The following is a 25,823-nucleotide window of genomic DNA, read 5'->3' as shown; positions in this document are numbered from 1 at the left end:
CGGTGGCTTTAATGCGACAAACGAGAAATCTTTTCCTTTCATTCTTGTACGGACACAATATTGTTCCTTACCGCTTGGGGTTGACTTTTTTCCTGATAGCAGCACTTTCTAGTTGTGGTAACTTGACATCGCCTAGCTTGAGTGGGACTGGCTTAAAAATTGGTACAAATGTCACTCCAATTAGAGAAATTAAACCAAAACAAGACAATCAGGCTATAGTTTACATCCAAGGTCAGGTAGAAAAGCAAGCTCCGCTGATGAAACAGTGGGCTTATAAAATTAAAGACTCAACTGGCAAAATTTGGGTTGTCACCAATCAAAAGAATCTGGGTGAAGGTTCACAAGTTGTAATTAAGGGTAAAGTTCGCTACCGAAGTATTCCTTTAGCTGGCAAAGAATTGGGGGAAGTTTATTTAGAAGAAGAGTAATCAGCAATTAAAAATGAAGATATGAACAATCAACAGGTGCATGTAGCGATCGCAATTCTCTACCAGAAAAACAAGTTTCTCATGCAACTGCGCGACAACATCCCCGGTATTCTCTACCCTGGTTACTGGGCGCTGTTTGGCGGTCACATCGAACCTGGTGAAACGCCGGATGTAGCGGTAAAACGAGAAATCTTAGAAGAAATCGGCTATAATTTACCACCCTTTGTTGAATTTGGCTGTTATCCCAACGAAAGAGTTGTCCGTCATGTCTTTCATGCACCACTCTTGGTGGAATTAAATCAACTGGTTCTGAACGAGGGCTGGGATATGGCGTTATTTACGCCAGAAGATATTCGCCAAGGTAACTATTATTCACAAAATGCTGGCGAAGTCCGACCTTTGGGGGCAATGCATCAGAGAATTATGTTGGATTTTATTGAGAAAAATCTAACATAATTTGGGGATAAGTCATTTGTCATTTGTCATTTGTCATTGGGCACAAGAGGCAGAGGGGAAAGATTTACTGCAAATTACTTTTCCCCTGCTCTCTACTCCCCACGTCCCTAGTAGAAGCCAAAATAAAGTTAGAACTCTTATGGGATCATCACTAATGCAATCAGCAAACAAACTGCCGCGATGGTTAACTATAGGATTGGCATTTCCCATTGCCATTCTCAACGGCTGGCTATTGCTCCAGGTTATACAGTATTTTCAACCCTTAGTTAGCATTATCGCCGCAGCCATCCTACTGGCTTTTGTCTTGAACTATCCAATCCAGTTTCTTCAAGAGCAAGGGGTGAAAACCAACTTAGCGATCGGGGGAGTGTTGCTTTTGACTCTGGTGGTTTTAGTAGCTTTAGGCATCACCTTGGTTCCCCTGATTATTCAACAGCTGGTTGAACTGGCTAATATTTTGCCTAGTTGGATTGATTCTGGTACTCAGCAACTGCAAGCTTTTCAAGATTGGGCGTTAAGTCAACAGCAACTTCCGATTAATTTAAGTGGTTTATTTACCCAAGTTCTGGAAAGATTATCTAATCAACTTCAGTCCTTCACTGGTAGAATTCTTGGTTTTGCCGTCGATACCATTGGTATTGTTCTGAATGTGCTGCTGGCGGTAGTGCTGACTATCTACCTAATATTGAATGGTGAACGTCTTTGGGACGGAATTTTTCAGTGGTTTCCCCCTAATATTGGGTCAAGAGTACGGGAATTACTGCGAGAGGATTTCCACAATTACTTCATCGGTCAAGCAACATTAGGAGCTGTATTAGGGGTGACAATTACTCTGGTGTTTTTGGCGCTGCAAGTTCCCTTAGCTCTATTGTTTGGTATTGGTATTGGCTTATTTTCACTTTTCCCCTTTGGTACAGGAGTCGGTATCGCCATAGTCAGTTTGTTGGTAGCGTTGCAAAATTTTTGGTTAGGGGTGGAAGTCTTAGGTGTAGCTGTTGCGATCGACCAAGTTAATTCTAATATTATTGCACCTCGAATTCTCAGCAATTTGACTGGCTTAAATCCTGTATGGGTTGTAATTTCTTTATTGCTAGGCGCAAAGTTGGGAGGAGTACTGGGTTTGTTAATTGCGATCCCGATTGCCAGTTTTATCAAAGATACAACAGATAGCTGGCGGGCTGGAGAGTTTAATAAGATAGAGGATATAGAGTCAGAACCTGTTACGGTAATAAGTGATAGAGCAGGAACTTATAGTTAAAATCAAATCATTCAAATTAACTTAAAAACTGGCGATTTTGCCCATAAATAAACTGCAAAATCATAATTTATGATGCTAACAAACAAGAAGCTTATTACTTTGTGCATCAAAAATTTTCCAGTAAGCAAAATAATCGTAAAAAACTTCAGTGTAAATGTAGTCTGTACTTCTCTACGAGATACTACGCAAACAACAAAGCTCTGTTACCACAGCAGGATCGACATTTACATATAAGAGGAAATCTGGTAGCACATCAATCAACGATCAACCCCTACAAAAGCATCATAAAATTCCTTATTCTTCAGGTGAAAACGGAATACAACACTTGCCGAAAATGACTGTGAAGCACTACGCTGGGAAACCTAAGCAGTCAGTATTTTTAAAAAATGAAAAGTTGTTTAAAGCTTACCTTTGACAATGGGCAAACAGCATTAGCTACTCAAGTTGAACAGCAAGCAGAATTGGCAAATGCTCTTGTGGAAATAGGGCTTGGCGGTTCGCGTCCTGTTTTAGTAGTAGTGGGGGGTGCAAGTAACATCAGTGAAGCTGATTTTCTCCGAATTCAACGGTTGTTTGTGGAAGTTTTAGCCCCCATTGCCGAAACTTTAGGGGCTTATGTCGTGGATGGAGGTACGGATGTAGGAATTATGCGGATGATGGGTGCGGCTCGTACCCAGATAGGTGCTAAGTTTGCTTTGGTTGGTGTGACACCCGAAAGCAAAGTGGCTTTACCTAATCATTCGGAAACTGCTGCTGATTTAATACCCTTAGAGCCAAACCATACTCATTTCGTGCTAGTTCCTGGTAATAATTGGGGCGACGAGTCTCCTTGGATATCTTGTGTTGCGACTATGCTGGCTAATGATGCACCTTCGATGACACTACTCTTGAACGGTGGCGAAATTACCTTTAAGGATGCGTTTTCTAGCGTTGATAGTGGAAGATTAGTTATTGTGATTGCTGGTAGTGGTAGAACCGCAGATATACTTGCAGATGCCTTGCGTGGAAAGGCTAGTGATGAACGAGCCAAAAAGCTAGCTAAATCTGGTACATTACAATACATCGACTTACTCGACATAGAGAAAGGAGTTGAAAATTTAGGCAAAGTAATTAAAGGGTTACTTTCTAATTAGGAGTAAAAAATGGCAAAAAAAGATAGTTATCAGGAATTTTTAAAAGAAGATTTTAACAAATTATTTGCAGGTATTAACTTAGGTGATGTGCAAAAACATTTTTTGCGATCGCGCTGGTTAGACCAAGTACTCTGGATGGAAGCTAAGGCAAATTCATCGCGCGATCGCCATTATTTTTTACGGATCACAACTATTGTTGGTGGTGTAATTCTCCCGGCATTGGTAAGTCTAAACATTAACACTACTCCGAAAAGGGATATCATTATCTGGTCAACTTTTGGTTTGAGCCAAATAGTTGCTATTAGTGCTGCCATTGAAGAGTTTTTTCACTATGGAGAACGCTGGCGACACTATCGCCGTACAGTCGAATCTTTGAAAACCCAAGGATGGCAATTCTCGCAGTTGACAGGCCCTTATTACAATTATGCAAGCCACGAACAGGCATTTAATCTGTTCGCAGGTCATGTAGAAGATATTATTCAGCGAGATGTGGAAATATATGCCACTCAAGTTGTCCAAGAAAAGAAAGAAGAAAAACAGAATCAGGAAGACCATATCTTTCCGCAAAATACAAAGATAACTAATTCAGAAGAAAAGAAAAAGGAAGAATAAAATTGATTAAATAAACTCTCCTCCGTTAGATAAAAACATGAGGAGAGCTAAAACTAAAATCCGGTAGGGTAATCGGGCTACTTAAGTTTTTATTATTTATTGACTTGATCTTATTCCTCCTTAAGACAGATAAATATCTCATTTGAATTCTATGTTGGTATCAGTTGAAAAAAAACCCCATTGCTAGATAGAAATGGGGAAATATGAGTTAAAGTTCGTCAGGTGATCGGAATATCTGTTTATTTTGTCTTGATACTGTTTTTATCAATTCCTCCGTTAGGTAGATAAATACTTCTTGAATATGTTCAGGTATGTATTTCTTAGCACCATAAGGTGAATTTGATGCAAAATACAAAACTTATAAGTATGTAAGCGGAAATAATTAGAACATGGTGTACGCAAGCCCGTGCATTGCTCAGGTTCCCAGAATTGAGATGATAGCTGGATTTACGCCTGCTGTACTTCACGCAATTAAAAATTGCCATAGCAAGCAATCCTATTTGATTTCTGAGAATTGCAACGCGCTGATCCCCAACCACTTTTAAGAAGTCGGGGATCTTGTTTTTGCGCGTTTGATTCAGGATTGTGATATCAATCAATCCTCTAAAATCTGGATTTCATCAAGTTGATTAATCACCACATCCGCACCTCGGACATGATCTGACTTACCTACCCAAGTGATACCAATACAACCTGCTGCTTTAGCATCACGCGCCATTTGCATATCACCAACTGAATCACCCACCATTAATGTAGCGCCCGGTTCAACTCCCAAGGCTTGGCAAGCTTGCAAAAATAGGATTGGATCTGGTTTACTCGGCCCCTCATCTACTCCCATTTCCAACTGGATATAATCACTTAATTGGTGATTAGCTACAAACTTACGTACTTCTTCAGTTGTCGCAGCTGAGAGGATACCGAGTTTTAGTCCGCCTTCCCACAGGGATTTCAAAATTTCTAAGCTACCCACAAACAGTGGTGAAGGAGTTTGTCCAATGTATTTTTCCGCTTCATCCAAAGCTTGACGGGCTATTTTTAACGACTCAAACCATCCTCTTCCTGTTTCGGCTATATATGCTGCTGCTCCTACTTCTGTTTCGCGGCGGCTTGCTACTGATATTAAACCTGCGGGATCTAGAAGATTGCCATTGACGCCAAATGCCATTAATAGGGGTTCCCCAGTTCCAGGGATTTGAGCATCTATTAATCTTGCTGCCTTTTGTGCTAGCGATCGCAAACACGTTTCTGAATCTTCTAGAGTACCGTTTTTATCAAATAAAATTGCCTGAATATTATCAAAAGTGATATTTCTACATTTAATGGTTGCCATAATATTTAACTTCTAACTACTCCTAACTCTTCACTTTTATCGATTTTCCACATAAAAAAAGAGGGAAAAACCCTCTTTATAAAATGATTTGATCCTCTTACTTAAAGAGAAGTAAAACTTTAAAAAACCTATTACTCTTCAATAGCTGCTGGAATTTCCTCTTCAGTTTCCGTTGCTGCTGGAATCTCCTTTTCAATTTCCGCAACTACTGGAATTTCTTCTTCAAGTTCTGCTGCTGGTGGAATTTCTTCTTCAAGTTCCGCTGCTGGTGGAATCTCTTCTTCAAGTTCTGCTGCTGGTGGAATCTCTTCTTCAAGCTCTGCTGCTGGTGGAATCTCTTCGTCTGCTACAACTTCCGCAGGCGCAGCCGATGCAGCAGTAGCACCTTGCTGCTTGGCTAGTAGTTGTTCACGATACTTAGCAGCCATTTCTTCCGCCTTATCGTAGACCAAATCCCGGTTCTTAATCATGTCGCCGGGTTCGGGTTCTAGCTGCTTGGTAGATAGGGAAATCCGACCCCTTTCTGCATCCAAGTCAATGATCATAACTTTCACTTCATCATTGACATTGAACACGCTATGAGGTGTATCAATATGTTCGTGAGAAATCTCTGAAATATGCAGTAGACCACTGACGCCGCCAATGTCGATGAAAGCACCGTAGGGCTTGATACCACGAACAGTACCAATTACTACTTCGCCGACTTCTAGGCGATTCATCTTGCGCTCAACCAGCGCTCGACGATGAGATAGAACTAGGCGATTACGTTCTTCGTCCACCTCTAGGAATTTCAACGGTAGATCCTCGCCTACCAATTCTTCTTTAGGTTTACGGGTACTGATGTGGGAACCTGGGATAAAGCCACGTAATCCTTCAATCCGTACCAATGCTCCACCGCGATTGGTTGCAAATACGCCAGAACGGACAGTAGCATCTTCTGCTTGCAACTGTCGCACGCGTTCCCAAGCCCGCATATATTCAATACGGCGAATGGAAAGGGTTAATTGACCATCTTCGTTTTCATCGGTAAGGATGAAAAACTCCCGCGTTTCGTTTGATTGTAAAACTTCTTCCGGGCTATCCACCCGGTTAATAGACATTTCTTGTATAGGTATATATGCTGCGGTTTTAGCACCAATGTCAATCAGAGCGCCGCGCGGCTCTATACTGAAAACTGTTCCTGGCACAACATCGCCAGGGCTAAAATGATAATCGTATTTGTCAAGTAGAGCAGCGAAATCTTCGTGAGTGAATCCAATTTCTGTAGCGGTTAAATTCTGATTGACCATGCTGATTTGTTCCTGGTTCTAGTCTCCGTAAAGGTTGTGCGACAAGCGCGATGTGCTGTGCAAGCAGTTCTATGGCAGCTTACACAAAACATCCTTTTTCATCCTAGCGTAGAAAAGCTAGTATTAACACATATCTACTCCCAAGATTGGAAATTATATCACAATATAAAAATGATTTAGTTATTTACTTAGTAGTGAAAACCAACAAAGGACAAACATAATAATATCCGCTGCTACTAAATGTGGTAGCAACGGATACTAACTTCTTGAAATCAGCTTAAAGGTCTGTTAATTAGGATCTACTTATCTTTTGGTTTCTCAAAACGAGGGGGTTCGCGAAATGCGATCGCAAAAAAGAGAGTACCTATACACAGAGTAAAAATCAAGATGTACGCAACGCTTTCCATTATTACGATTTCCTCTTTATCCAGCCAGTAATTAAAGTTTTTAATGCTGAGTTACCTGAGTGCTGAGTCAGAGCTTTAACTCAGAACTCAGCACTCAGCACTGAAATTAAAGGGCTTCCTTCCGGCGAGTTGACTTGTCACCCACTTTCTGGAACAGACCCCACTCAACTTGCTCTTCAAGATCCGCATCAACACCAGCAAATACGTCTCGGTAGATTGTCCGAGCGCCATGCCAGAGATGACCAAAGAAGAACAGCAGAGCAAATACGGCGTGTCCAAAGGTAAACCAACCTCTAGGACTGGTGCGGAATACACCATCAGAGTTCAAGGTTTCCCGGTCAAATTCAAAGATTTCACCGCCTTGAGCCTTACGGGCATACTTCTTCACATCAGCTGGTTCTGTAAAGGTCTTACCATTCAGATTACCACCGTAGAAACTAACGGTAACACCAGATTGCTCGAAGCTATACTTAGATTCTGCCCGACGGAAGGGAATGTCAGCGCGGACAATTCCATCTGCATCGGTCAAAATCACTGGGAAGGTTTCAAAGAAGTTGGGGAGACGACGCACGTTCAATTCGCGTCCTTCAGAATCTTTGAATACGGCGTGACCTTGCCAAGACTGGGCAATGCCATCACCTTTCACCATCGGCCCTGTACGGAATAGACCACCTTTTGCGGGGCTATTACCGACATAATCATAGAAAGCCAATTTTTCAGGAATCTGCGACCAAGCTTGATCGAGGGTTGCACCTTGACCAACGCTAGTTTGAACGCGGCGCTGAATTTCTTGACGGAAGTAGCTTTGATCCCATTGATAGCGGGTAGGGCCAAACAATTCGATGGGAGTGGCGGCGTTACCGTACCACATAGTACCAGCAACAACGAAAGCAGCGAAGAAGACTGCTGCAATACTGCTAGAAAGTACTGTTTCAATGTTCCCCATCCGTAGGGCTTTGTAGAGCCGTTCGGGGGGTCTAACTGTGAGGTGGAATAAGCCTGCAATAATACCAACAACACCAGCAGCAATGTGGTGAGCCGCAATGCCACCAGGGTTATAGGGGTTAAAACCATCTGGTCCCCATTCTGGTGCTACTGCCTGGGCAGCGCCAGTTATACCATAAGCGTCAGAAACCCATATCCCCGGCCCAAATAGTCCGGTGACGTGAAAAGCACCAAATCCAAAACAAAGTAGACCAGATAAGAACAGGTGAATGCCAAACATTTTTGGCAAGTCGAGAGCCGGTTCACCAGTGCGGGGATCTCTAAAGAGTTCCAAATCCCAGTAAACCCAGTGCCATACGGCGGCTAGGAATAGCAGACCGGAAAGAACAATATGAGCGGCAGCAACACCTTCAAATGACCAGAAGCCAGGATCACTGGATGGGCCACCAGTAACGTTCCAACCACCCCAAGATTGGGTAACGCCCAAACGTGACATGAAGGGTAGGACGAACATCCCTTGACGCCACATCGGGTTGAGAACCGGATCGCTAGGGTCAAAAACAGCTAGTTCGTAGAGTGCCATCGAACCAGCCCAGCCTGCTACTAAGGCTGTGTGCATTAGATGTACAGAAATCAGTCGCCCTGGATCATTCAGAACGACTGTATGTACTCGGTACCAGGGTAGTCCCATCGACTACGCTCCTCCTCGATGAGTTAGTTTACAAAGCAATTTTCTTACTGAGGTTATGAGAGACGAAAATCGCCACTCATAAAACTCTCTCTTGTTTTTTGTTATTGCCAGAGCCAGAGTATCACCACAGCTTAGTCTTAATAAGTCAGACAGCGTGGGAGATGAGGCAATGCTTACTCGCTTCGGGAGGTTTACCTTGTAGGGTAGCCATCGCCAAGCAAAAATGAGAATGTTTTAAAAAGTGTAACTATTGATGGAATTGTTTGCAAGCGTGTAAATTGATGCGATCGCGTAGCATGTCCCAGTTTTTTCGCTACCAATAAGCGTCGAGGATTAAATTTACTTATCTTTTCTTTACGAGGAGGCGGGGACTGGGGACTGGGGACTGGGGAAGAAGCAAGGGAGAAGGGAGCAAGAGAGAAGAGTTTTCCCCTCCGCCCCCTGCACCCCGCCCCTCTGCCTCTTTTCAATGCCCCATGCCCCATGCCCCATATTTACTGAACCACCAACTGGATATTTTGCAATTGACACTTCGCCTCGGCTGTACCCAGGCGTTCGATTACCTGTTCGGCACTCATTAGACGCTTGAGTACTACTTGACCGATGGTCTGGCTGCCAATTACTGGTGTTGTTGGCTTTACTTCCACAGTTAAAATGGCTTCTTCAACTCGATAAAGCCAGAGCAATTCATTTTGTTCGACTAAACAAATATTCATTCGCTGAATATCTGGTTGGCGTCGCCATGCAGTTATTTGCCAGAGTCCATCAGATGCCCAGACTCTTGCAACTGCCCATCCCTCAGATAGAAAGAAATACTTCACGGTCTTAGTCTCACTATTAGACTTTCAATCTGCTGTTAACGATATCGCGATCGCTTTAGTCGCTGATGTTCAAACACTCTTCTTTTTGACAATACAGCCGATCTTGACGATAAATCGCTTTATCGCTGTCTGTTTCCAAGCAGCAACAGGCAAAGTCTTTATGTACACTACTTAAGCTAAGGTCAAAGCTTAACTTCTTAGTTACTATGAATTTACGATAAATTTAGCCAATGTCGAAAATCTTAATTAAATCAAAATTTTTCAGTGCTTAACAAATATCAAACTCTGTATTTTTGTCAATGATTTTTTGTAACAAAATAGTGCTTAGGTGTAGCCCGTCGTAGACATCGCCCAGTAGCAATTAACTTAACCATGAACTTGAGTATCTGCCACAAATTTTTGATTTAAACGGCTACAGAGTCATAATTTAGAACAAGTTTTCTTTGATTTTGCTGTATAAGTTCTGTTTTTTATACGTATATACTTAGCCATGAGCATTGCTAATTAAAGCGCGTGTTTCATCGAAACAACAACCGCTATAAATTGTGAAGATTCAGCACAAGAGTCACAAATGTAGTAAAATTGCTGACCGCTGGTCTCAAATATATTATTCCTATGACCTGGTTTTCCTTGTCCGTGAAACGGTGGGGTCGGATTACACAATTCCTATCTTTGTTCTGTCTATGTTTATTTTTGGTTGTTAGTTGCGCTCCTCGTCCTAACTCTTCTACGCCACCATCTGGTTCTGTAAATACCCCTACAGGTGATGGTCGTATTACTATCGGTACAACAGCCAAGCCAAGAACACTTGATCCGGCTGATGCTTATGAGTTAGCATCTTTAGGTTTGGTGTTTAATATGAGCGATCGCCTCTACACCTACGAACCAGGAAGCACAGAAATTAAGCCCCAGCTAGCTACAGCGTTACCCAAAATCAGTCAAGACGGTTTAACTTATACGATTCCCTTACGTCAGGGAGTAGTTTTTCACGATGGGACTCCCTTCAACGCTCAAGCAATGGCTTTTACCATCCAGCGCTTTATTGAAAATAAAGGAAAACCCTCATTTTTACTAGCTGATATAGTAGATTCGATAAAACCTACAAGTGAGTATGAGTTGACTATCAAGCTGAAAAAACCCTTTTCAGCGTTCCCCTCACTGCTGGCATTTCCTGGGGTGTGTGCAGTTTCACCAAAAGCTTACGAACTCGGTGCTGGTAAATTCAAGCCGAATATTTTTGTGGGGACTGGCCCTTACAAATTAGGACAGTATGGTACTGATTCCATCCGATTTGATGTGTTTGATAAGTATTGGGGAGAAAAACCAGCTAACAAGGGTGTTAATCTCCAAATTCAAACTAGTCCGGTTAATTTGTTTAATGCCTTCCGTACAGGCGCAGTGGATGTAGCTTATCTGTCACTACAGCCAGATCAAAATCGGAGTTTGGAAGAAGGTGGGAAAAAAGGAGATTGGCAAGCGATCGCAGCTGAAGGTAGTGTAGTAAGTTATCTGGTATTAAACCGGAATCAAAAGCCTTTAGATAAATTAGAGGTAAGACAAGCGATCGCATCCATAATTGACCGTCCACTTTTAAACGAGCGAGTGTTACTTGGTCAAGCAGATCCGCTTTATAGCATGATTCCCACGACGTTTAATGTTTCTGTGCCATTATTCAAAGATAAGTATGGCGATGCTAACTTCGATCAAGCTAAAAAATTGTTAACTACTGCTGGCTTTTCCAAAGAAAATCCTGCAAAAGTGCAAGTTTGGTATCCTTCTAGTTCACCTACTCGTAGTTTGGCAGCACAGACACTCAAATCACTTGTTGATGTCAAAATGGATGGAATACTGCAATTTGAAGTCACCCAAGCGGAAGGGCCAGCCTTTTTTAAAGATATTGCCAAGGGTTTATATCCAGCAGCTTTACTTGATTGGTATCCAGACTTTTTAGATCCAGATAATTACGTCCAGCCATTTTTGTCTTGTGACAAAGGTTCTGTGGCTAAAGGATGCGAAGATGGAGGCAGTCAAACTCAGGGTTCGTTCTACTATAGCGAAGCCATAAATAAACTGATTGATCAACAACGTAAAGAACAAAACCCCGCAGCGCGTCAGAAAATTTTTACAGAAATTCAAACGCAAGTAACTACTGATGTACCTTACGTTCCCTTATGGCAAAACAAAGACTATGTATTTGCCCAAAAAGGTGTTAGTAGCGTACAACTTAACCCTACTCAAATTCTGGTTTACCAGACACTTAAAAAATAGTCATTAGTCATTAGTCATTAGTCATAAATGTTGACCATTGACTTTTGACTATTCAATAAAAACTTCTTGTTCAATATATATGTAGTTGATAGCTAAAATAGGTTCCAAAAATGCATTTTGAATTTTAAACTTTAAATTGCTTATGTCTCGTTCTAAAGCTTTACAATATTACATTGTTTCTCGGTTGCTTCTTGCGCCACTTCAGCTATTAACGATTATCACCATTGTATTTCTCTTATTAAGAGCAACGCCAGGAGATCCAGCTGATGCAATTCTTGGTGGACGTGCGCCAGAAGCAGCTAAAGAAGAATTGCGAAAACAACTCGGTTTAAACCTTCCTTTGTGGCTACAATATCTCAATTATTTGGGAAGCATACTACGCTTTGACTTGGGAACTTCTTTAATGAGTCGCGGACAAAATGTTTGGGACATAATTGGGCAATATTTCCCGGCGACAGTGGAGTTAGCAGTATGTAGTATGGCGGTTGCACTCATCGTTGGAATTGCGGTTGGGACTCTTTCGGCTTCTCGTCCTGGGACATATTTTGATGTCGGTGGGCGCTTATTTGGGATCATCACCTACGCACTCCCTATGTTTTGGGCGGGAATGCTTTTGCAGTTGATTTTCTCAGTCCAATTGGGTTGGTTTCCTAATTCAAACCGCTTTCCGCCCAATCTGCCGGCTCCTACTCCTGTGACGGGATTGTATACAATTGATAGCTTACTCGGTGGAAATTTCACTCAGTTTTTCACATCCTTGCACCATCTGGCTCTACCGAGTCTTACACTAGGAATTTTGCTCAGTGGGATTTTTGAGCGAATTGTGCGAGTGAATTTAAAGCAAACCTTGCAAGCAGATTATGTAGAAGCCGCTAGAGCCAGAGGTATTGGTGAAAATAAGATTTTAGCTTCCCACGCTTTAAAAAATGCGTTAATTCCAGTAATTACAGTCTTGGGATTAACCTTTGCATCTCTGTTGGGTGGGGCGATTTTGACAGAGGTAACATTTTCTTGGCCTGGGTTAGCTAATCGACTTTATCAAGCGATCGCCGATCGCGATTATCCCACAGTTCAGGGAGTGCTAGTCTTTTTTGGTGCGATCGTTGTGAGTGCCAGCATTTTAATTGATATTTTAAATGCTTATGTAGATCCGCGAATTCGATATTAAGCTGTTGGACATTTTGTTAAATTTCTTGAGAAATACCATTGGCTAAAATCCCAAGAATTTTGTTCACATCTTTGAGATAATATTCGCTTAAATCAATAGTTAATGTTTGTGCTTCTAGTTTGAGGAATTGCCAAATACTGCCCGTTGTAACTGCGCCGTAAATTGTTTTAATCTCACTTGCAGCTTGCTCATTAAAAATTTGGGCTGCTACCATTTCCGCTGCACACTGACCCAAACCCCCATTAATATTTTCTTTTTTAGCTTCTACAACTGTAATTACTGGTGCTGTCAAAATGAGAATTTCTGGAGATTTAGTAATAATAAAATCGCAAGTGCCGTTTAATCCTTTGCTATTATCGACAGTAAAATCTACTCCAGAAAATAAACTAACTTGTTCGTGTAATTGTCGGCGTAAATCAACTAAGATGGGAGCAATAATTAACTCAGAACGAGCTTTTTCACTATTACTACCTAAAGCGATATCCAGGTTATAATTGAGTGTTTCTACAAGTAAATTACTCGCTGTTAATTCAGAAACACCAGCGAAGATATTGCGTTTCTCTAATGTGCTTAAACTAAAGTCTTGTTTTGCTTTAGCTAAACTAAACTCGCTGTAAGCCATAAAACTATTACTCTCTTTCGCTTTTAAATAGAAGACTGAAATTACCTTCCAACATCCAAGTTAAAGTAGAAACTACTGTCAACAATTCTGTTGCTGCCAACATATTTGATAATGGGTATGCTAACTCGGTGCTGTCCTGGTTCAAGCTTCCAAATTTGTTGAAAATTACCAATATGATGACAAACAGCATTAATCGGGAAGTTACTAGGAGTGAAAAGTCCATTTTTATAACTCTCAACTCCATTTGGAAATAGATAAACTTTTACTTCTACTCGATTGACCGGAGCTTTAGATGGTATGCAATAGATTAGATTTGATAATCTTAGAGTATCTCCGGCTTTTAGAGGTATGCGATCGCTATTTTTGACTTGCTGAGGTTCGTTGCTATTAAACTGCACTGTAAGATTATCAACGCATACTTTAGCCACAGTAACTTTATCACACGTTGTAGAAGTGGCGGTGACAGAGGGTAACTCTAGGGAAGATTTGTTCCCAAGCCCCATTATGGCAGGTACTCCGGCAGCTAATATGGCGGCAGTGGCAGCGATAAGAGCAAGTGCAAGCTGTTGTGTAAAAGTTGTCATTTCTCAAACTCCTCAACTTTTGTGCTGTAACACCATCATCACTTGAGACACAGGCTCTATAGGTAGGCGCTAGTAGGAAGTTTGAGTGATTAAATTGTTGTAAGGGAAAGTAGGCAAATGTAGGTTTGTAGGGTAAAGTATTACGCTAATAGCTAATTTTAAAATTTACTCTGCCAGTTCAAGTCAGTCGAATGAACTCAAAAGAAGCATTGGAATTCATTAATAATATGTTTGTACAAAAGAATAAGCAAGTCTTAAATGACTTGGAAACCAGCCTCTTTTTAGGAATGTGGCAGCATAAGAGTTACAAAGATATTGCTAGTCAGGTTGATTACAGCGAACAACATTTGAGAGAGGCAGGTGCAAACTTATGCAAAAAGATTACAGAAGAGATAGGAATAAAAGTTAGTAAGAGAAATTTTAAAAACCCAATAGAACATCAATATCAACAGCTTTATGCACAAGTTTTATCTTTACAAAAATCAATTGCAGAACCAACTAATCTAGCTCAACAATATGAATCAGAGCCTACTTCCCTTCCACAGCAAAATTATAATCCTTTTATTCCGCTACAAGGCAGAGTAAATCCGCAGCAGTTCTTTGCACGAGAACGAGAAATGCGACGCATATTTGAAGCATTTAACAGTGGTAGTAGTATTGCTCTTATAGGCAAGAAGGGTCTAGGTAAATCCTCTCTGCTATGGAGAATTTGCCAACAAGTAAAAACTTTTGTTGAATCGCCTTGTCAAGCAGTATTTTTAGACTTGAATTTGATTGATGATGAAGATGACTTCTACAGTGCTTTATGTAACGAAATTGGTATTCCTAACAGTAAAGGCCATATGCTAGCCCGCAATTTACGAAATTGTAGAGTTATTCTAGCTACAGATAATGTAGGCAATATCACCTCAAAAGGCTTTTCTCGTCATGTGTTTGAACAACTGCGCGGTTTAGCTGAGGGGAGTGATCCTTTTTTCCGGTTGATTCTTGCTGCTCGTGTACCATTGAATGAATTGTTTAACGATAGTCACAATCAAGGTAATACATCACCACTAGAAGGTATTTGTCAAGAGGAAAATATTGAACCTTGGGACGAAAATACTGCCCGTACTTTTATTGCATCTCGTCTGAGTATGACTTCTGTAAGTTTTACTAGGGAAGAAATAAATCAACTTGTACAAAAAAGCGATGGTCATCCCCAACGATTGATGCAACTCTGCCATCAAACTTATGCCCAATATGTAGAGAATCTACGATGAGCCAAAACCACTCTGTTCCTCGCTTAAACTTAGCTCCTAATCTTAGACAACCTTTATCTTTATGGAATCCGTTGGACTATTTGCGGCTACTGTACTGGGTGTTTTTCTTCCCGCAAGCTTTGCAGTGGTACGTGGATACCTTCAGAAGTCAACAACGTTATAATCATATTCAACTTCAGTTGGCTATACAGAGTTGGCTATTAGTAATATTTAGTAACTATTTTCTAAATATTCTTCTTAAAAATACAAAATTTCCAATTCATTGGCAGAGTGTCATAATAAGTGTATTTTTTAGTATAGGTTACTTAGGTAACTTTTTTTCTGACTTAGATAATGAAATAGGCAAAGTACACTGGCTTGGAAGTTTTATAGGTTTTAATATAATATTGGCCTATATTTTAAATGTACTTACTGAAAACATAACTGTTCCAATTGATGAAGATATAATTAAAATTTATTTATCCTTCATGGCCAAAAACAGTGTATCTTTGGGTATATTATTTGGTCTTATAAATGGTGTTATTAGAAGTCTAGCTTATAAAAAAAATGATAATGAATTTACTTCTAGCGAAATATCACTAAATCTTTGGGCTAAACGTGTAGTTTTTGTTATTGTAATAACATTTTTTCTTAGATTATATCTCTTAAATATTATTGCCATAGGTTTAATAATATATTTTTTTATAGCATTTTTTATAGCAAATGACTTAGCAAGATATAGGCTAGATGATTGGCTGATTAATATTCTTCTATCTCAACTTATTCCTAGCAGAAAAAATAGGCTATTTGCTCATATAACTTCACTCAGACTTCCTTACTTATCATCTCAATTAACAAACTGGCTGCTGCATGATTGGGAAAGTGGGCTTTACAACATCAATCAAGTGTTAGCTTACAGTCTCCAATTGTTCGCCGTTACCGAGGCTATTAATCGCGCCCTGGCACAAACACCTCCAGAACAACTTTTATTACGCTTATCCCAGTTATCATCTGAACATCTGGAAGAACTCCGCTATACTTGGGAGGGAAATCTAGAGTCATATTCAAGCATCCGTTTTGATACTCAATATCACGCTGCTTTATATGGTTTTTGGAAACTGTATAAAATTAATGACTATAGGGGTGAAGAATATAGAGAAAAGGGATATCTCCAAGAGGCAATTAAAGCTTTTTATGAAGTTCGTTATTGTCTTTACGGCGAGGAAATGTTTACTTTAACTCAAACCCTTGCTGCTTTTTTGGATGCTGATGAATTAGTAACTATTGCTATGCTTCAATCACCAACAATTCCTCCAGCACCTCTACTCCGGCATCCTACTTGGGAAGCTCTTGATTATCTTGTTTCAATCATTCAGGATGCTCGTACCATCCAAAGAAGTGCATCTCCTGTATCCCGTTCTTTTGCTCTTAACCAAGCTTTACAGAAGTTAAAAACTCTTTCAGAAAAGACTAATAGTTTACTTCAATATGCTGATATAAGAATAGTACAGTTAATTGCCAGTTCTTGGGAGAAATCTTTGCTACGAGTAGCTGAGAAGTTAAAGGAGAATTCAATTACTGAGCATGTACGCAATCCCTACATTGTAGGTAATCCAGTTGAGGGCAAGCGGTTTGTTGGGCGTGAAGACGTGATGAGACAGCTAGAGGAATTATGGATTATGGAGCATCAACTCCAATCTGTAGTTCTCTACGGTCACAGGCGCATGGGCAAAACCTCTATTTTAGTTAACGTTGCTAACCGTTTAGAGTCACAAATACAGCTAGCTTATGTTAACCTTCTACGTTTGGGAGATAGCCCCCAAGGAGTTGGTGAGGTGCTGATGGCAATTTGTGATGAAATTTCTCAAACTGTAAAACTTCCACCGCCATCTGACGCTGATTTACTAAATCTCCCCTACCGGACTTTTGAACGCTATTTAAAACAGGTTGAAGCACAACTAGATGGTGGGTTAATCATCGCCTTAGACGAATTCGAGAAAATTGAAGATTTGATTGAAGCGAAAAAAATCCCTGTGGATTTTATGGGTTTTCTGCGAGGGTTAGTGCAAATGAGTTCTAAAATCGCTTTTGCTTTTGCTGGTTTGCATACCTTAGAAGAAATGACAACAGATTACTTCCAACCATTCTTTGCCAGTGTCATCCCCATCCATGTTGGCTTTCAAGAACGCGCAGCTACTCGCCAAATTTTAGCTAACCCAGGTGATGACTTCCCCCTCGACTACACTTTAGAAGCTTTAGATGAAATCTACGCCCTAACACACGGTCAACCATATTTAGTACAACTGCTGGGTTTTCAGCTAGTGCGCCGCTACAATAACTTTGTTTTTGAGCAAGGAAGACCCCGTGACTCAGTTTTCACGCTAGAAGATGTGGAAGTAGTTATCAATGAACCTGGGTTTTTCAAGCAGGGACGCTACTATTTTACTGGGGTTTGGGGTCAGGCAGCACGGAGTGTTGAGGGTCAACAAGCAATTCTACGGGTACTTGCACCTCACACGGAGGGGTTAAGTTTGGATGCCTTAGCTCAATCTACAAATATGAACAACGCCGATTTACAGGAAGCGCTGAATACTCTGAAGCGTCATGATGTTGTTGAAGAAACTCAGGGAAGCTGGCGGATTATCGTAGAACTGTTTCGCCGTTGGGTTTTGCAGCAGTAGAGTAGAGCAATGCCTACGGCTGGCTACGTCTACGCATTTGGCATTTGTTTGCTATATCGGCGTTCGCATTTGTTACTTTGGCGTTCGCATTTGTTACTTCGGCGACTCCATTAGTTACTTCAGCGTTCGCATTTGCTATTTCGGCGATCGCATTTGTTATTTCGGCGATCGCATTTGCTATTTCAGCGTTCGCATTTGTTACTTTGGTGTTCGCATTTGCTATTTCAGAGTACGCATTTGTTATTTCGGCGATCGCATTTGCTATTTCGGCGTTCGCATTTGCTATTTCGGGGTTCGCATTTGTTATTTCGGAGTACGCATTTGTTATTTCAGCGTTCGCATTTGCTATTATTGAAGGCTTATCTTCTTAAACTGCGCGGGTCAAGTGCATCTCTCAGCCCATCACCGAGTAAGTTGAATGCCAGCACTGTGAGGATAATCAGCACAGCAGGCGGCCAGATTAACCAAGGTTGCAACACCAAAATTGAAGCATTGCTAGCCAGAGAAAGCATATTTCCCCAAGAGGGGTCTGGTTGTTGAATTCCTAAGCCGATGAGACTCAGTATCGCCTCTGCACCAATAAAGCTGGGAATTGCAAGAGTTGCAGAGATAACTACATAACTAGCCGTTTGCGGCAAAACGTGGCGGAGGATAATATAAAGTGGGTTTGCACCCATTGCCCGCGCTGCTTGGACAAATTCTCGCTCTTTAAGTGATAGTACTTGTCCCCGAATGACCCGTGCTAAACCAGCCCAGCTAATAACTGAAGTAATCACCACAATCAGCAAAAAGCGCTGGGTACTACTTAAACCTGCTGGTAAGACTGCGCCCAATGTCACCAAAAGATAAATACTAGGGAAAGTCATTAGCACTTCTGCCAAGCGCATAATGACGCTATCAGTCACACCGCCGAAATAGCCGGAAATTCCCCCGATGAGCAAACCGAGGGGATAGGTAATGATAATGCCAAAAATCCCGATAAACATACTGATGCGACCGCCATGCAGCAGGCGACTAAATTGGTCGCGGCCTTGGTCGTCAGTGCCCAAAATATTGACTTTTGTGCCACTTGTTGTGCCAAATAAATGCCAATTTAAGGGGATACCAGGAAAGATTGTGACTTCATCCCATTTCGGAGGTAATGGCAAACTCATCTGCAACAAGCGGTATTCTGGCCCAGAGACAAATAGACGCAGGGGTGAGGGCTTTTTCGAGTCTACAATAAGTTTGCGATCGCCTGTTTCTAAATTCGTATCTCCCTGAGTCGTTGGATAAACATAAGGCCCGATAAACTGCCCTGATTGAGAAACCCAGTGGATCTTAGTTGGTGGCAGTAGTGAACCATTAGGCTGTGAAGCATAGGGGTCATAAGGAGCTACGAAATCCGCTGCAATTACTCCTATGTAGAAAATTAACAGCAAAATTGCCCCAAATCGTGCCAAAGGATTTTTCTTCAGTCGTCGCCACCAATCCATAATAGTTAGGAGTTATAAGTTAGGAGTTATGAGTTATTAAGCTTTTATCTTAATTCATAATTCATCATTAATAATTCTTAACTCCCAACTCTGCCAATTTGGGATTTTGAATTTTAGATTCAAGGAAAAATCTAAAATCCCAAATTGAATAACTCCTAACTCCCAACTGCTAACTTCTCTAAATATCGCTGCTGTTCTTCCTGTTGTTTTTCATGTTCTACAACAAACACATTTGAGTAGAGATTAGCAAGAATTTGTTTTCCCTGTTGTGTCAATGATAGGTAATGCAGCCCTTCTTGAATATAGGGATAGACGCCATTCCAGTAAAACTTAGCGTAGTTATTACGTAAATCGGCAGGGGTTTTATAGCCCAAAACTTTATTTACACCAGTTTCTTCAAACTCGTAAAATAAAGAAGTAATTTTTTTCAAGTAACGCGGATCGCTGAGTTGACCAATTAAATCAGCAGCACGGACTAATCCTGCAAAGCACTTTGTATCTTGATGATCTTCTGCCGCAGGTACGGGAAATCTAGTCAATTCAATATTGCTCTTAATTGCCTCAGCATCTATTAACTTGTGACCTCCAAAACGCTCATCAATAAAAAGCTTGGCTCGATCAACATGATAGGGCGTCAGACTAGCATCAGAAGCGCCAGCAGCCACAGAAATCATTCTGCCATTTTTACCTGTGGCATATAAGTTTGCTGTTTCTCGGTCTTGCCGACAAACTCCCTTAACGTAGCCAATATCATGACACACTAAAGAAATAATACAATGCAACCAGTCTTCACTGGAAACACCGCCTTCCCTGATGTGTTTACCACGTAAAATTTCTTGCCCCACCAGGGCGACTAGGACAGTGTGTTCAACATTGTGATAAAGAGCATCGCTATTGGCAATGTTTTCCAAAGCCATGTTACCAGCCCAGGCGATAATGTCCTGATAATCATTTTTGAAGCAGCCATAAGTGCGACGGTAACCTTCTCGAATTTCATCTACAAAGGCATCAATTAAAATTTCAGTGGCATTGAACATATCTGGTTACTCTGGTAAATACCAATTATTTATTGATTTGATTGATTGACTTCCAAACTCCATAATCAGGGCCACCCTTGCTGGAATTTAGGGCAATGGAGTTTGTTTGCTCCTTTGTAACTCACGTGTAGCTGTGGACGCTAGCTTAACCTATGCCTGGATTAGATGGTAGTAGATGGCTTCCTAGCAACACAAAGGCTTTAGAGGAATTATGGGTTGCGTAGAATAAAGAATTTACTAGTGTACCAAGATACATAAATATTTCAGATTTTAATTAGATAAATCTTGATTCACTTCATTAGTTTTTCATATCTAAGCCTTGGTTGGCGGTGATCTAAATACATCTGGTGTGTGACCTAGAGTAGCTTAATCTAGATAAAATTCTTAAGCATTTCTTGTTAGTAATTTCTCTTAGTAAGATTGTTCTGTTATATACTGTTGCTCAGGAAAGACATTTACTACGAAATGCGTCATAGTTGATATGAAGTAAATAAATTTCAAGTTTTCTTAAGAAAATACCAAGATTGGTATGCATAGACAGAAAGTGGAGGTGGGACTGTGAGCGATGAAAGTGTTTCAGAAGTCGAGGTGAAAAAACCTGTAACCTCTGAAGATGCTAGCTTTTTGAGCAAATCAGATCAAAAACCAACCAGGGTATGGTTGAAACCATTATTGTTGGGTGCTGGTTTAGGAATCGCGATCGCCTTTGCTGGGATGGGTGTATTCAGTCGTCTTCCATCCCGTCAACAAAGTGCAGTAGCGGATAAAAAAGTGAACCCAGCGATGACAGTCACCATCGCCACTGTAGAAACCGCTCGCGTTGTCCGTACCCTCAAAACCACTGGGACTGTAGCAGCGCGTGATTTAATTCCGGTGCTACCGCAGACAAACGGCTTACTAATCAAAAGCATCCCCGAAAATATCAAAGAAGGAGCTTTTGTCAAACAAGGTCAAGTGTTGGCGGTGTTGGATGGTTCCATACTGCAAAGCCAAATTAGTCAAGCAAAAGCAGATGTGGAATCTAAACAAGCAGATGTGGAATCTAAACAAGCAGATTTGGTATCGAAACAAGCCGATTTGGCATCTAATAAAGCAATAGTCCAGCAAAAACAAGCCGATTTAGCTCAAGCTAAGGCAAAGCTAGAGGAAGCAGGCAAGAATTATCAGCGCTATCAACAACTTGCTGACTCTGGAACGATTAGTAAGCAGGAACTCGATACTCGTTCCTACAATGTGAAAACTGCCATCCAAGTTGTGAACCTGTCCCAAGAAAATGTGCGTAGTGCCCAGGCTAATATCGGCAGTGCCCAAGCTAATATTGGTAACGCCCAAGCTATTATCAACAAAGCCAAAGCCGATGTCCGCAGCAGTGCTGCTAAGGTGCAACAACTGCAAACTCAGTTAGGACAAACTGTGGTGCGTGCGCCGGTTTCTGGAGTCATCGCTGAAAAACTGGCCAGAGTCGGTGATGTCACTGGTGTGCCGCCGCAAACCCAGGTGGGAACTGTGATTGGTGGCACACAAAAGCTATTTTCTATCATCCGAGATGAAAAGCTAGAACTTCAGGCGAAAGTGCCCGAAACTCAACTAACTCAAGTGAAAATTGGCGCATCCGTGCAAATTACTTCAGATGTGGATAAGCGCGTGCGATCGCAGGGACGAGTCAGAGACATCCAACCACAAGTAAACGATCAAAGACGTGAGGCTACAGTAAAAATTGACTTACCACCAACAACTTTACTCAAACCAGGGATGTTTGCTAGTGCTGCAATTACTACAAACTCAGGGATGAGAATGGTGGTGCCGCAAAAAGCAGTGCAGTCCCAAGCAGACGCAAGTGTAATTGTATTTACCTTATCGAGTGGAGATGTAGTCCGCAGCCAGAAAGTAGAGTTAGGAGATCCTGGTAATGACGACACAGTGGAAATTAAAAGTGGGTTGGAGTTAGGCGATCGCGTCGTAGTTGATGGTGCCGGATATCTCAAAGATGGCGATAAGGTTCGAGTCGCAAATTGAAGAAAGTGGGGAAAAATAACCAATGACAAATGACCAATGACCAATGACAAATCCAAAATCTAAAATCTAAAATTTCCCAATGTCTTTTAATATCTCAGCCTGGTCGATTAAAAAACCTGTTCCCACGATAGTTTTATTTTTAATTTTGACGGTTGTGGGTTGGTTCTCCTTTATATCCTTGGGGATTGATACTAACCCAAATATTGATGTACCAACAGTTTTGATCAAAGTCACCCAACCGGGTGCAGGCCCAGCAGAACTAGAATCCCAAGTGACGAAAAAAATTGAAGATGCCGTCGCAGGGTTGGGCAATATCGATTTTATGATTTCCACCGTCAGTGATGGGAATTCTAAGACAACAATCAACTTTGTTTTGGGTACAGATACCGATCGCGCTACCAATGATGTGAGAAATGCGATCGCTCAAATTCGCCAAGATTTACCCCAAGATATCAACGACCCCATTGTGGAACGTCTGGAATTTTCCGGCGGCCCGGTGATTACCTACGCAGTTAAATCAGATCAGCGTTCTGTAGAAGAATTAAGCAATCTCGTAGACCAAACCATTAGCCGCGCCTTATTGGGAGTCCGTGGTGTGGCACAAATTCAGCGCGTGGGTGGAGTTGACCGAGAAATTCGGATTAATCTTAATCCAGACCGCTTACAAGCTCTAGCGATCACCGCCACCCAGGTAAACGACCAAATCCGCGCTTTGAACATTAACTTACCTGGCGGACGCGCCGAAGTTGGTGGTAGCGAACAAAGTATCCGCACACTTGGAAGTGCTACCAGTGTGGATATTTTGAAAACCTACGAAATCCTCTTACCACAAGGTGGTTCCGTACCCTTATCCAGCTTGGGAACCGTAGAAGATAAATTTGGCGACGTGCGTCAATCCGCCAGTTTGAATAATCAACCCGTGGTAGCTTTCCAAGTGTTGCGTAGTACTGGTAGCGTTCTGGTGACAGTGGAAGAAGGAGTGAAAGCAGCAATCAAACAACTGGAAAAAACACTTCCCGCAGATGTCAAGCTAGATTTAATTTTTACTAGAGCCGATATTGTCCGTCAATCCTACCAAAGCACCATTGATGAATTGATTCAAGCTTCGGTGCTGGCGGTCATCGTTATTTTAGTGTTTTTGCGGGACTGGCGAGCAACATTAATTACCGCTGTTGCCTTACCCCTATCAATAATTCCCACTTTTGCAGTGCAGCAAGCCCTTGGTTACACCCTCAACAACATGACTTTGTTGGCATTAGCGCTGGCGGTGGGCAACTTGGTAGATGATGCCGTTGTGGAAATTGAAAACATGGAACGGCATATGGCTATGGGCAAATCAGCTTGGGAAGCTGCTTTTGACTCTTCCGACGAAGTAGGATTAGCGGTAATCGCCAGTTCAGCGACGATTATTGCAGTGTTTCTGCCCGTTGCCTTCATGGGTGGAATTCCGGGGCAGTTTTTCCAACCATTTGGTGTTACCGTTGCCGTTTCCACAATTTTCTCAACTCTTGTCGCGCGGATGGTTACGCCGATGATGGGGGCGTATCTTTTACAGGAGCAGAATAGAGGGGCAGGGGGAGTAATAAAATTATTTAATTTCAAATTTACACTTCCAGGTAGCGGGAACGGAAGTAGAAAACTCACAACTGAAAAGCGTCGGGGTTTTCAACCTTATAGATCGCTCTTAGAGTGGGCGTTACGCCATAGATTGACCACAATGGCGATCGCTTTAGCTTTTTTTATTGCTAGTCTGACGCTGGTTCCCTTAATTCCCAAGGGTTTCGTTGATGATGGCGACTTTGGGATTTCCAACGTATCTATAGAATTACCTCCTGGTTCCACTTTGGCAGACGTTAACAAGGTAGTCACACAAACCACTGACATCATCCGCCAAAACCCACTAGTTGAACGTGTATTAGCAACGGAAGAGATCAATTCTGCAACCCTTACCATTAATCTCAAACCCAGAGAAGAACGGAATATTTCCCAAAAACAGTTTGAGGAACAAGTGCGGCCTGACTTTGGGCAAATACCAGGAGCTAGAATTAGTTTCAAAAGTCAGTCGCCTGGTGACACTGGCAAAGGTTTGTCAATTGTCCTCAGAAGTGAAAATCCCCAAGCATTGAATCAAGCTGCTGATGCTCTAGAAAAGCAGATGCGATCCATAGCTGGATTAGTAGAAGTGTCTTCTACTGCGAGTTTAGTCAAACCAGAGATTTTGGTAATTCCCAACCTGCAACGGGCAGCAGATTTGGGGGTGACAGTGCAAGCGATCGCTCGGACTGCTTCTCTTGCCACCATCGGCGATAATGAGGCCAACTTGGCAAAATTTAATTTAAGCGATCGCCAAATCCCCATTCGTGTGCAAATCGATCCGAAAGCGCGAGTTGACATTAATACAATCACCAATCTCCAAGTCCCCAGTCAAAATGGTAGATTGATTCCCCTTGTGGCAGTGGCAGATATCCGCTTTGGCAGTGGTCCTGCTACCATTAACCGCTACGATCGCGCCCGTCAAGTTGCCGTAGAAGCCAATTTGCAAGGGCTTTCTTTGGGACAGGCCGTAGAAACGATCAACAAACTACCTGTGATGCAAAACTTACCACCGGGAGTAGTACAGCAACCTTCAGGCAGTGCCAAAATTATGCAAGAGATTTTCGGTCGCTTTGGCGGTGCATTAGGGCTGGCATTAATGTGTATCTATGCAATTCTGGTGCTGCTGTATAACAACTTCCTCCATCCATTATCGATTATGGCAGCCTTGCCCTTTTGTTTAGGCGGCGCATTGGTAGCGTTGATGGTTGCCCAAAAGCCCTTGGGACTATATGCCCTAATTGGTGTGGTGTTGCTGTTGGGGATTGTCACCAAAAACTCGATTCTGTTAGTTGACTATACAATCATCAACATGCAAGAAGGCAAAACCCAACGTCAGGCCCTCGTAGAATCGGGTGTGTCACGTCTGCGCCCGATTTTAATGACTTCTCTAGCAACGATCGCAGGGACTCTACCTTTAGCATTAGGAATTGGCGCGGGATCTGAAGTTCGCCAACCAATGGGAATTGCCATTATGGGCGGTTTCACAACTTCTACTCTGTTGACACTGGTGGTAGTGCCAGTGATATTTAGCTACATCGACAATTTCCAAACTTGGATTATGCATACATTGCGTTATGGCTTTGGTAAGAAACCATCGCGCCAATAAATAATTGTAGAGACGGCGATTTATCGCGTCTCCTTAACCGAACCGTATTGCTTGTGCCTCTGTGCCTATTGTGCGATCGCATTTACCAGTGGGAATCATAACAAACACAGGACTTACGCAACTGTCACAAGCGATGGTGCGGCGCAGCCGCACCGAGCGCCA

The 25,823-nt window shown here is 41.9% G+C and carries 20 protein-coding genes; 11 read left to right on the top strand and 9 right to left on the bottom strand.

Annotation, left to right across the window (positions count from 1 at the left end; all coding sequences use genetic code 11):
* Positions 1-11 precede the first annotated feature (11 nt).
* The 5 genes from HWQ44_RS03440 (at position 12) to HWQ44_RS03420 (ending at position 3,887) form a co-directional block, all read left to right on the top strand.
* Positions 12-428: a hypothetical protein gene (locus HWQ44_RS03440; RefSeq protein WP_292714824.1), complete on the top strand. Its 417-nt coding sequence runs from the start codon at positions 12-14 to the stop codon at positions 426-428.
* Between the two features lie 21 nt (positions 429-449).
* Complete coding sequence (locus HWQ44_RS03435) at positions 450-884, top strand: NUDIX hydrolase (RefSeq protein WP_292714821.1); 435 nt, start codon at positions 450-452, stop codon at positions 882-884.
* A 154-nt stretch (positions 885-1,038) separates the two neighbouring features.
* The gene (locus tag HWQ44_RS03430) at positions 1,039-2,142 is read left to right on the top strand and encodes an AI-2E family transporter (protein WP_292714819.1); all 1,104 of its coding nucleotides are present in this window, start codon (positions 1,039-1,041) and stop codon (positions 2,140-2,142) included.
* Between the two features lie 386 nt (positions 2,143-2,528).
* Complete coding sequence (locus tag HWQ44_RS03425) at positions 2,529-3,275, top strand: hypothetical protein (protein WP_292714816.1); 747 nt, start codon at positions 2,529-2,531, stop codon at positions 3,273-3,275.
* 9 nt (positions 3,276-3,284) lie between these two features.
* Positions 3,285-3,887, top strand: a complete 603-nt coding sequence (locus HWQ44_RS03420) for a DUF4231 domain-containing protein (RefSeq protein ID WP_292714813.1) — start codon at positions 3,285-3,287, stop codon at positions 3,885-3,887.
* Between the two features lie 595 nt (positions 3,888-4,482).
* On the opposite strand, the gene HWQ44_RS03415 is transcribed toward HWQ44_RS03420, so the two are convergent.
* From HWQ44_RS03415 to HWQ44_RS03395, 5 genes are all read right to left on the bottom strand, one after another.
* Complete coding sequence (locus tag HWQ44_RS03415) at positions 4,483-5,217, bottom strand: HAD family hydrolase (RefSeq protein WP_292714811.1); 735 nt, start codon at positions 5,215-5,217, stop codon at positions 4,483-4,485.
* A 131-nt stretch (positions 5,218-5,348) separates the two neighbouring features.
* Positions 5,349-6,506 (bottom strand): S1 RNA-binding domain-containing protein, encoded by a 1,158-nt coding sequence (locus tag HWQ44_RS03410; protein ID WP_292714808.1) that lies wholly within the window; start codon positions 6,504-6,506, stop codon positions 5,349-5,351.
* Positions 6,507-6,805: 299 nt separating this feature from the next.
* Positions 6,806-6,913 (bottom strand): photosystem II reaction center protein T, encoded by a 108-nt coding sequence (locus HWQ44_RS03405; RefSeq protein ID WP_084227385.1) that lies wholly within the window; start codon positions 6,911-6,913, stop codon positions 6,806-6,808.
* A 106-nt stretch (positions 6,914-7,019) separates the two neighbouring features.
* Positions 7,020-8,549: a photosystem II chlorophyll-binding protein CP47 gene (gene psbB, locus HWQ44_RS03400; protein WP_292714805.1), complete on the bottom strand. Its 1,530-nt coding sequence runs from the start codon at positions 8,547-8,549 to the stop codon at positions 7,020-7,022.
* 494 nt (positions 8,550-9,043) lie between these two features.
* Positions 9,044-9,370, bottom strand: a complete 327-nt coding sequence (locus HWQ44_RS03395; protein WP_292714801.1) for a hypothetical protein — start codon at positions 9,368-9,370, stop codon at positions 9,044-9,046.
* 615 nt (positions 9,371-9,985) lie between these two features.
* Between HWQ44_RS03395 and HWQ44_RS03390 the strand changes: the two genes are divergently transcribed.
* On the top strand, positions 9,986-11,638 hold the full coding sequence (locus tag HWQ44_RS03390; protein WP_292714798.1) for an ABC transporter substrate-binding protein: 1,653 nt from the start codon (positions 9,986-9,988) through the stop codon (positions 11,636-11,638).
* A 142-nt stretch (positions 11,639-11,780) separates the two neighbouring features.
* Positions 11,781-12,806 (top strand): ABC transporter permease, encoded by a 1,026-nt coding sequence (locus tag HWQ44_RS03385; protein ID WP_292714796.1) that lies wholly within the window; start codon positions 11,781-11,783, stop codon positions 12,804-12,806.
* A gap of 16 nt (positions 12,807-12,822) precedes the next feature.
* Here HWQ44_RS03385 and HWQ44_RS03380 read toward each other — a convergent pair whose 3' ends face one another.
* Entirely contained in the window at positions 12,823-13,428 is a 606-nt protein-coding gene (locus HWQ44_RS03380; protein ID WP_292714794.1) for a hypothetical protein, read from the bottom strand.
* 41 nt (positions 13,429-13,469) lie between these two features.
* The gene (locus tag HWQ44_RS03375; protein WP_292714791.1) at positions 13,470-14,012 is read right to left on the bottom strand and encodes a hypothetical protein; all 543 of its coding nucleotides are present in this window, start codon (positions 14,010-14,012) and stop codon (positions 13,470-13,472) included.
* Between the two features lie 191 nt (positions 14,013-14,203).
* Between HWQ44_RS03375 and HWQ44_RS03370 the strand changes: the two genes are divergently transcribed.
* Both HWQ44_RS03370 and HWQ44_RS03365 read left to right on the top strand, forming a co-directional pair.
* Positions 14,204-15,271 carry an ATP-binding protein gene (locus HWQ44_RS03370; protein ID WP_292714789.1) on the top strand — a complete coding sequence of 356 codons (1,068 nt, stop codon included), beginning with the start codon at positions 14,204-14,206 and terminating at the stop codon, positions 15,269-15,271.
* Between the two features lie 884 nt (positions 15,272-16,155).
* Entirely contained in the window at positions 16,156-17,931 is a 1,776-nt protein-coding gene (locus HWQ44_RS03365) for an ATP-binding protein (RefSeq protein ID WP_292714786.1), read from the top strand.
* Between the two features lie 359 nt (positions 17,932-18,290).
* On the opposite strand, the gene HWQ44_RS03360 is transcribed toward HWQ44_RS03365, so the two are convergent.
* Both HWQ44_RS03360 and HWQ44_RS03355 read right to left on the bottom strand, forming a co-directional pair.
* Complete coding sequence (locus tag HWQ44_RS03360; RefSeq protein ID WP_292714784.1) at positions 18,291-19,406, bottom strand: ABC transporter permease; 1,116 nt, start codon at positions 19,404-19,406, stop codon at positions 18,291-18,293.
* 155 nt (positions 19,407-19,561) lie between these two features.
* Complete coding sequence (locus tag HWQ44_RS03355) at positions 19,562-20,443, bottom strand: Npun_R2479 family HD domain-containing metalloprotein (RefSeq protein ID WP_292714781.1); 882 nt, start codon at positions 20,441-20,443, stop codon at positions 19,562-19,564.
* A 558-nt stretch (positions 20,444-21,001) separates the two neighbouring features.
* On the opposite strand from HWQ44_RS03355, the gene HWQ44_RS03350 reads away from it, so the two are divergent.
* Both HWQ44_RS03350 and HWQ44_RS03345 read left to right on the top strand, forming a co-directional pair.
* The gene (locus tag HWQ44_RS03350; protein WP_292714778.1) at positions 21,002-22,459 is read left to right on the top strand and encodes an efflux RND transporter periplasmic adaptor subunit; all 1,458 of its coding nucleotides are present in this window, start codon (positions 21,002-21,004) and stop codon (positions 22,457-22,459) included.
* A 79-nt stretch (positions 22,460-22,538) separates the two neighbouring features.
* On the top strand, positions 22,539-25,661 hold the full coding sequence (locus HWQ44_RS03345; RefSeq protein WP_292714774.1) for an efflux RND transporter permease subunit: 3,123 nt from the start codon (positions 22,539-22,541) through the stop codon (positions 25,659-25,661).
* Positions 25,662-25,823: the final 162 nt, after the last annotated feature.

This window comes from Nostoc sp. JL34, from assembly GCF_017114945.1.
Taxonomy (GTDB): domain Bacteria; phylum Cyanobacteriota; class Cyanobacteriia; order Cyanobacteriales; family Nostocaceae; genus Nostoc.
The sequence above is the reverse complement of the archived record's forward strand: the minus strand, read 5'-3'. Positions and strand labels throughout refer to the sequence as shown.

What these genes read in the sequence shown, in the direction of transcription:
- HWQ44_RS03355 (WP_292714781.1), bottom strand. Translation starts at nt 20,443, where the DNA reads ATGTTCAATGCCACTGAAATTTTAATTGATGCCTTTGTAGATGAAATT.
- HWQ44_RS03370 (WP_292714789.1), top strand. Translation starts at nt 14,204, where the DNA reads ATGAACTCAAAAGAAGCATTGGAATTCATTAATAATATGTTTGTACAA.
- HWQ44_RS03405 (WP_084227385.1), bottom strand. Translation starts at nt 6,913, where the DNA reads ATGGAAAGCGTTGCGTACATCTTGATTTTTACTCTGTGTATAGGTACT.
- HWQ44_RS03390 (WP_292714798.1), top strand. Translation starts at nt 9,986, where the DNA reads ATGACCTGGTTTTCCTTGTCCGTGAAACGGTGGGGTCGGATTACACAA.
- psbB (WP_292714805.1), bottom strand. Translation starts at nt 8,549, where the DNA reads ATGGGACTACCCTGGTACCGAGTACATACAGTCGTTCTGAATGATCCA.
- HWQ44_RS03430 (WP_292714819.1), top strand. Translation starts at nt 1,039, where the DNA reads ATGCAATCAGCAAACAAACTGCCGCGATGGTTAACTATAGGATTGGCA.
- HWQ44_RS03380 (WP_292714794.1), bottom strand. Translation starts at nt 13,428, where the DNA reads ATGGCTTACAGCGAGTTTAGTTTAGCTAAAGCAAAACAAGACTTTAGT.
- HWQ44_RS03440 (WP_292714824.1), top strand. Translation starts at nt 12, where the DNA reads ATGCGACAAACGAGAAATCTTTTCCTTTCATTCTTGTACGGACACAAT.
- HWQ44_RS03420 (WP_292714813.1), top strand. Translation starts at nt 3,285, where the DNA reads ATGGCAAAAAAAGATAGTTATCAGGAATTTTTAAAAGAAGATTTTAAC.
- HWQ44_RS03410 (WP_292714808.1), bottom strand. Translation starts at nt 6,506, where the DNA reads ATGGTCAATCAGAATTTAACCGCTACAGAAATTGGATTCACTCACGAA.
- HWQ44_RS03435 (WP_292714821.1), top strand. Translation starts at nt 450, where the DNA reads ATGAACAATCAACAGGTGCATGTAGCGATCGCAATTCTCTACCAGAAA.
- HWQ44_RS03375 (WP_292714791.1), bottom strand. Translation starts at nt 14,012, where the DNA reads ATGACAACTTTTACACAACAGCTTGCACTTGCTCTTATCGCTGCCACT.
- HWQ44_RS03425 (WP_292714816.1), top strand. Translation starts at nt 2,529, where the DNA reads ATGAAAAGTTGTTTAAAGCTTACCTTTGACAATGGGCAAACAGCATTA.
- HWQ44_RS03345 (WP_292714774.1), top strand. Translation starts at nt 22,539, where the DNA reads ATGTCTTTTAATATCTCAGCCTGGTCGATTAAAAAACCTGTTCCCACG.
- HWQ44_RS03415 (WP_292714811.1), bottom strand. Translation starts at nt 5,217, where the DNA reads ATGGCAACCATTAAATGTAGAAATATCACTTTTGATAATATTCAGGCA.
- HWQ44_RS03385 (WP_292714796.1), top strand. Translation starts at nt 11,781, where the DNA reads ATGTCTCGTTCTAAAGCTTTACAATATTACATTGTTTCTCGGTTGCTT.
- HWQ44_RS03360 (WP_292714784.1), bottom strand. Translation starts at nt 19,406, where the DNA reads ATGGATTGGTGGCGACGACTGAAGAAAAATCCTTTGGCACGATTTGGG.